Source organism: Pontibacterium sp. (assembly GCF_964228735.1).
Classification (GTDB): domain Bacteria; phylum Pseudomonadota; class Gammaproteobacteria; order Pseudomonadales; family Balneatricaceae; genus Pontibacterium.
Genome location: NZ_CAXRBQ010000054.1, coordinates 1 through 6,388, shown reverse-complemented (window position 1 = coordinate 6,388; position 6,388 = coordinate 1). Strand labels below are relative to the sequence as shown.

At 51.8% G+C, this 6,388-nt stretch carries 5 protein-coding genes; all 5 read left to right on the top strand.

Features of this window, described 5'->3' with window-relative positions; translation table 11 throughout:
- The first annotated feature begins 298 nt into the window (after positions 1–298).
- The 5 genes from ald (at position 299) to ACEQ15_RS05590 (ending at position 6,093) form a co-directional block, all read left to right on the top strand.
- Positions 299–1,405, top strand: a complete 1,107-nt coding sequence (ald, locus tag ACEQ15_RS05610; protein WP_370278113.1) for an alanine dehydrogenase — start codon at positions 299–301, stop codon at positions 1,403–1,405.
- A gap of 66 nt (positions 1,406–1,471) precedes the next feature.
- The gene (xsc, locus tag ACEQ15_RS05605; protein WP_370278112.1) at positions 1,472–3,235 is read left to right on the top strand and encodes a sulfoacetaldehyde acetyltransferase; all 1,764 of its coding nucleotides are present in this window, start codon (positions 1,472–1,474) and stop codon (positions 3,233–3,235) included.
- Between the two features lie 198 nt (positions 3,236–3,433).
- Positions 3,434–4,438 (top strand): phosphate acetyltransferase, encoded by a 1,005-nt coding sequence (pta, locus tag ACEQ15_RS05600; protein ID WP_370278111.1) that lies wholly within the window; start codon positions 3,434–3,436, stop codon positions 4,436–4,438.
- Positions 4,439–4,895: 457 nt separating this feature from the next.
- A complete protein-coding gene (locus ACEQ15_RS05595) occupies positions 4,896–5,822 on the top strand; it encodes an OprD family outer membrane porin (protein WP_370278110.1) in 927 nt (308 codons plus the stop codon).
- Entirely contained in the window at positions 5,752–6,093 is a 342-nt protein-coding gene (locus tag ACEQ15_RS05590; RefSeq protein WP_370278109.1) for an OprD family outer membrane porin, read from the top strand. The genes ACEQ15_RS05595 and ACEQ15_RS05590 overlap by 71 nt, the downstream gene beginning before the upstream one ends.
- Positions 6,094–6,388: the final 295 nt, after the last annotated feature.

Genomic DNA, 6,388 nt, shown 5'->3' with positions numbered 1-6,388 from the left:
CCACTCGATGGTGTGATCTAACCCACTGATAGCTAAACAAAAGCCACCTGGATCAGGTGGCTTTTTTGTTTTGGTTCCATTTTGTAAGTCTTTGAAAAATAAAGAATTAAATGCTCTTTGGTCCAGTTTTTCATCCTGGCTCAAACCGTACCTCAAATCTGGTCCTACTGAGAAATAGGCCTCCCTCCTAATCTGTTTACCAAGACGTTAGCACGGGAATCGCGCTAAAACGCTAGGGCCGGTGCTAAACACGGTCTGCTACTCAGAACAAAAGAATAAAAAGTGGGAGTGGATAGATATGTTGATTGGTGTACCTAAAGAGATTAAGAACCACGAATACCGCATCGGTATGGTTCCAGCCAGCGTGCAGGAACTGACAAGCCGTGGTCACCAGGTTGTTGTTGAAGCGAACGGCGGTGCCGGTATCGGTTTCAGCGACGAAGATTACCGCGCAGCAGGCGCAACCATCGCAGACACCGCAGAAGAGATCTTTGCTTCTGCAGACATGATCGTAAAAGTTAAAGAGCCACAGGCTGTAGAGCGCAAAATGCTGCGTCCAGGTCAGCTGCTGTTTACTTACCTCCACCTTGCCCCAGACCCAGATCAGACCGACGACCTGCAGGCTAGCGGCGCTACTTGCATCGCATACGAAACCGTAACGTCTGATAAAGGCGGCCTGCCACTGCTGGCACCGATGTCTGAAGTAGCGGGTCGTATGTCCATTCAGGCCGGTGCTGCTTGTCTGGAAAAATCCAAGCACGGTCGTGGCATGCTGCTGGGCGGTGTGCCTGGCGTAGAGCCGGCAAAAGTAACCATCATCGGTGGTGGTGTGGTTGGCTCGAATGCTGCCCGCATGGCGATCGGTATGGGCGCCAACGTTGTGATTCTGGATCGCTCCGTTGACGTGCTGCGCCGATTGGTATCCGAGTTTGGCACTTCTATTAACACTGTGTACTCCAGCAAAGCATCGCTGGAAGAGCATGTGCTCTCTGCTGATCTGGTGATCGGTGGGGTTCTGATTCCTGGCGCAGCCGCGCCAAAACTGGTGACCAAAGAGATGGTCTCCCGTATGAAACCAGGTTCTGCTGTTGTAGACGTTGCAATCGATCAGGGCGGTTGTTTTGAAACCTCCCGTGCGACCACACATCAGGACCCAACCTACATTGTTGACGACGTCGTTCACTACTGCGTTGCCAACATGCCAGGTGCGGTAGCCCGCACCTCCACTCTGGCACTGAACAATGCAACCTTGCCGTATATCGTGGCGCTGGCTGATCTGGGCTGGCAGGAAGCGATTCGTCGGGACCCACACCTTGCGAATGGCCTCAATGTTCACGATGGCAAGATTACAAACGAAGAAGTTGCCGTTGCTTTAGGGCGTGAGTACACACCTTACAGCGTTTAATCATCAACCGTTGTCGGCAGTGACTTCGGTTGCTGCCAATAAAAATAACATTAAGGAACTCCTATTATGGCTCGTATGACTCCTAGTGAAGCGATGGTAGAAACCCTCGTTGCGAACGGTGTTACCGATTGTTTCGGTATCATGGGTTCTGCATTTATGGATGCGATGGATATCTTCACCCCGGCTGGTATTCGTCTGATCCCTGTAGTGCATGAGCAGGGCGCTGGCCACATGGCTGACGGTTATGCGCGTGTTTCCGGTCGTCACGGTGTATGTATCGCACAGAACGGCCCAGGTATCACCAACTTCGTAACTGCAATTGCTGCAGCTTACTGGGCGCACTCCCCAGTAGTATGTATCACTCCTGAAACCGGTACTAACTCCCAGGGTCTGGGTGGTTTCCAGGAAGCTCAGCAGCTGCCGTTCTTCGAAACCATCACTAAGTACCAGGTGTCTGTTGTAAACAACACCCGTATGGCTGAACTGACTGCTCGCTGCTTCGACCGCGCGATGCTGGAAAACGGCCCAACTCAGCTGAACATCCCACGTGACCTGTTCTACGGCGACATCGACTGTGAAATCCCAGAGCCGATCCGCATCGAACGTTCCGCGGGTGGTGAGCAGGCTCTGGCTGAAGCTGCAGAGCTGCTGGCTAACGCTGAATTCCCAGTAATGATCTCCGGTGGCGGTGTTGTTCTGGGTGACGCTTACGAAGAAGCGATCGCTATCTCCGATCAGCTGGGCATGCCAGTTGTAAACTCCTACCTGCACAACGACTCCTTCCCAGCGTCTCACCCAATGTGGTGTGGTCCTCTGGGTTACCAGGGTTCCAAAGCAGGTATGAAACTGATCCAGCGCGCTGACGTTGTACTGGCTCTGGGTACCCGTCTGGGACCTTTCGGTACTCTGCCTCAGCACGGTATCGATTACTGGCCGAAAAACGCGAAGATCATCCAGGTTGACTGCGATCCTAAGATGCTGGGTCTGGTTAAAAAAGTTGACGTGGGTATCTGCGGTGACGCAAAAGCAGCTGCTAAAGCACTGATGCGTCTGCTGGCTGAGAAATCTCCTAAGTGTCTGGAAAACCGTGATCAGCGCGCAGAAGAAATCGCTGCTGAAAAAGCTGCTTGGGAAGCTGAGCTGGACGAGTGGATCCACGAGAAAGACGATTACTCTCGCGAGATGATCGAAGAGCAGGCTGCTGAAGAAGGCAACTACCTGCACCCACGTCAGGTTCTGCGTGAGCTGGAAAAAGCAATGCCTGCAGACGTAATGGTGTCCACCGATATCGGTAACATCAACTCTGTATCCAACAGCTACCTGCGTTTCGAACGTCCACGTTCTTTCTTCGCAGCGATGTCCTTCGGTAACTGTGGTTACGCACTGCCAACTATGATCGGTGCAAAAGTTGCTGCTCCAGATCGCCCAGGTATCTCTTACGCGGGTGACGGTGCGTGGGGCATGTCCATGATGGAAATCATGACCTGTGTACGTGAAGACATCCCTGTAACTTCTATCGTATTCCACAACCGTCAGTGGGGTGCTGAGAAGAAGAACCAGGTTGATTTCTACAACCGTCGTTTCGTAGCAGGCGAGCTGGAAAACCCAAGCTTCGCAGACATCGCACGCTCCATGGGCGCTGAAGGTGTAACTGTAGACAAACTGGAAGACGTAGGTCCTGCACTTCAGGAAGCTATCCGCAAGCAGATGGAAGAGCGTAAGACTACTGTAATCGAGATCATGTGTACTCGTGAGCTGGGCGATCCGTTCCGCCGCGACGCACTGTCCAAGCCAGTACGTCACCTGGAAAAATACAAAGACTACGTATAAGCCCACGCTTTTACAGTCTGTTCAAACCGGAGGCCTCACGGCCTCCGGTTCTTCACTTAACGATGCCAACCAACAAGCGGACCTTCTGGTTAAACCGCTCACTGTTCCTGTGTTCAGTGTTACACGCCCGTTCTCTGCATACGGACGGTGAGTGGTTTAACCAGAGGCTCCTCTCAATCTACAGCAAGGAGTATTCGGATGAAGGCCCTCAATAACATTTTTAAACGTGCCGGTGATGACCCGCGTCATATCGTACTGGCTGAGGGTGAAGATCCTCGCATTATCGAAGCAGCAGCAACCGCGACTGAACGGGGTATCTCCCGCATTACTCTGTTGGGTAATGCAGCAGCTATCGCAGCGAAAGCAGCAGAGCAGGGTGTATCATTGGACGGTGTCACTGTTACCGATCCGACTGATTCTGCCGAGATCGATCGTTACGCCGCTGAACTGCACCGCCTGCGTGAAGCCAAGGGTATGACCCTGGGCAAAGCGGTGGAGCTGATGCGCGACCCACTGCACTACGCACAGATGATGGTGCACCTGGATGATGCTGACGGCTCCGTATGTGGCGCGGTGTACACCACCGGCGATACCGTACGTGCCGCCATCCAGATCATCGGAATGGGCGAAAACAGCTCCATGGTTTCCAGCTTCTTCCTGATGATGCTGTGCGAACCGTTTCACGAACTGAAAGGCGGCGTGATCTTCTCCGACTGTGGCCTGGTAATCGATCCGGATTCCAAGCAGCTGGCGCAGATTGCAATGTCTGCATCCAACAGTGCCCGAGCATTGCTGAATGAAGAGCCTAAAGTAGCGATGCTTTCTTTCTCTACCAGCGGCAGTGCCAAGCATGCAGCGGTTGATAAGGTTGTAGAAGCCACTGCGCTCGTAAAAGAGCAGATGCCAGACTTGGCAATTGATGGCGACGTGCAGCTAGACGCTGCGATAGTAGCCGAGATTGCTGAGCGTAAAGTGGAGTCTTCCCAGACTCAGGGCCGTGCGAACGTGCTGATCTTCCCGAACCTTGAAGCGGGCAACATCGGTTACAAGCTGGCTGAACGAATTGGTAAAGCAGACGCAATTGGTCCGATTCTGCAGGGTTTGAAGAAACCTGCGAACGACCTGTCCCGAGGTTGCTCTGCGAACGATGTGGTAAACGTCATCGCCATTACCGTGGTACAGGCGCAAACCGCAGAAGGCTAGGGTCAAATAGACCTTCAGATTATGTGTACTAGTGATTTCGTCTCAACGATTTAATCCGTTCATTTAACCCTGCGTTAACTCTATTCGGCATGATGCTGAACTTACCGCTCCTCCCCCCCGGAGGAGCGGGCTTTTCCTACTTTTTTACTCGGATTGCCCGTAAACAGGGCGTTTGCGAGCTATATTTCCTAAATATTGAACTATGCTAGTGATAATGTGTTCTGGAGCCATAGCGCAAAGAACTTCCGTTCATCGCCCGAAAGCATGAGCAGACAGCGTTCCAGACGGTCAGTACAGGTCGAAGTGATAGCGCATCACTTTGAAAGGATTGGCTATCTTGTCGTACATGATCGCAGGTATCTCGGGTCCTCCTCTTCGGCCTTGAATCATCTTGGATTCTGACCGGAAAGCCATGACTGCATAAATCTTTAACTTCTAAGAGTGGAAGGGTTTACGTATGGCTAAGTTTCACCGATCTCTGCTGAGTACTGCTGTAATCATGGCAACTGTAACGGCTGCACCTGTGGTGCTGGCTGCGAGTGAGCCTGAGCTGACACTCAGTACCCGTACTTTCTATTTCAATCGTGACTTCCGAGAAGGGCCTGAAGACCGCGTAGCGGCAGCGCAGGCGTTTAGAGCGGATTACCTGTCACCAACGTTTGGTGAACGTTTCCAGTTTGGCCTGACTGCTCTGGCAAACATTAAATTGGACGGTCGGAATAACGACGCCGCTGCCGACGTAAACAGGGTGAACAGTGACGGTGAAACGGAACACTCAGCGAAAATCGGCCAGGTATTTTTTGATGCCGGCATCACCGAAGGCACCAAAGTACGTGTTGGCCGTGTGATTATGGGCTTGCCGCTCCTGAACGACCCGGATATCCGTTCAACACCCGGTGCACACCAGATCGTAATGCTCAGCGGTGACTACGATAATGGCGAGTTTTACGCGCTGTATAACGACGAAGCCAGAACCCGTTCCGATATCTCCTTCGAAGAATACTCTTCAGGCGGAGAGGATTACGAGGTGATCATTGCCGGTGGTGGCTATAAGTTTGATAACGGCGTGGGGGTTCATGCTGCTTATGGCTATGCCGATGACTATCAGCGTCAGATCTACCTGAATGCCAACTACACCTATGATCTGGGGGATGCCCGCAGCTTGCTGATCGATTTCTATCACTACGACGGTGAAGCGGAGGGGAACCTGTATTCAGATCCGGACTACAACTCCACTATGTCCAACCTGGCTGCACGTTACACCATGGGTAATCTGAAGCTGCTGGTCTCCTATCAGACCATCGGCGGCGACGATGCTTATGACTTTGCGTGGGGGGGGCAGCGACCAAACCCTGCCGCAGGTTTGGAACTCCGTTCAGTTTAATGACTTCAACCGCGATGACGAAGATTCCTGGCAGCTTCGTGCCGACTACCAGTTCTCTCCGGCACTAAAAGGCCTGATACGTCATGTAGAGGGTACGTATGATTCCGGCAGTATCGAGGTGGATGAGGTCGAAACCAACATTGATGTGACCTATACCGTACAGACCGGAGCTCTGACTGATATGAGCTTCCGCGTGCGATATGCCCATATCGAAGCGGATGCTTACAGTGATATTGATGAACTCCGTTTCATCATCGATTACACATTCTAAGTCCAATCTCCTTCCGTAGAAAAAACGCGCTCGCGACCGAGCGCGTTTTCTTTTGCTTTTTTGAGCTGAAATTCTTTATTCGTGTTTTGATCATGGTGGTATCTGATTCGAACCGGAAAACTGGTCCCAAAGTAGCATGCTGGCTCTAAAATCCGAAAAGTACTGGCTCTAATCGAATCGCTGTAACAGGTCTTTAATGAACCACATACAAATAAAAACAAATATGTGGAGCACAAGATGGCATTACAGCGTTATGGATTCATCGTAAAAAGCGCCGATCTGGAAATGTTCAAAC

Excerpts from the sequence above, each read along its gene's own strand:
- ACEQ15_RS05590 (WP_370278109.1), top strand. The coding sequence starts at position 5,752 with ATGCTTATGACTTTGCGTGGGGGGGGCAGCGACCAAACCCTGCCGCAG.
- pta (WP_370278111.1), top strand. The coding sequence starts at position 3,434 with ATGAAGGCCCTCAATAACATTTTTAAACGTGCCGGTGATGACCCGCGT.
- ACEQ15_RS05595 (WP_370278110.1), top strand. The coding sequence starts at position 4,896 with ATGGCTAAGTTTCACCGATCTCTGCTGAGTACTGCTGTAATCATGGCA.
- xsc (WP_370278112.1), top strand. The coding sequence starts at position 1,472 with ATGGCTCGTATGACTCCTAGTGAAGCGATGGTAGAAACCCTCGTTGCG.
- ald (WP_370278113.1), top strand. The coding sequence starts at position 299 with ATGTTGATTGGTGTACCTAAAGAGATTAAGAACCACGAATACCGCATC.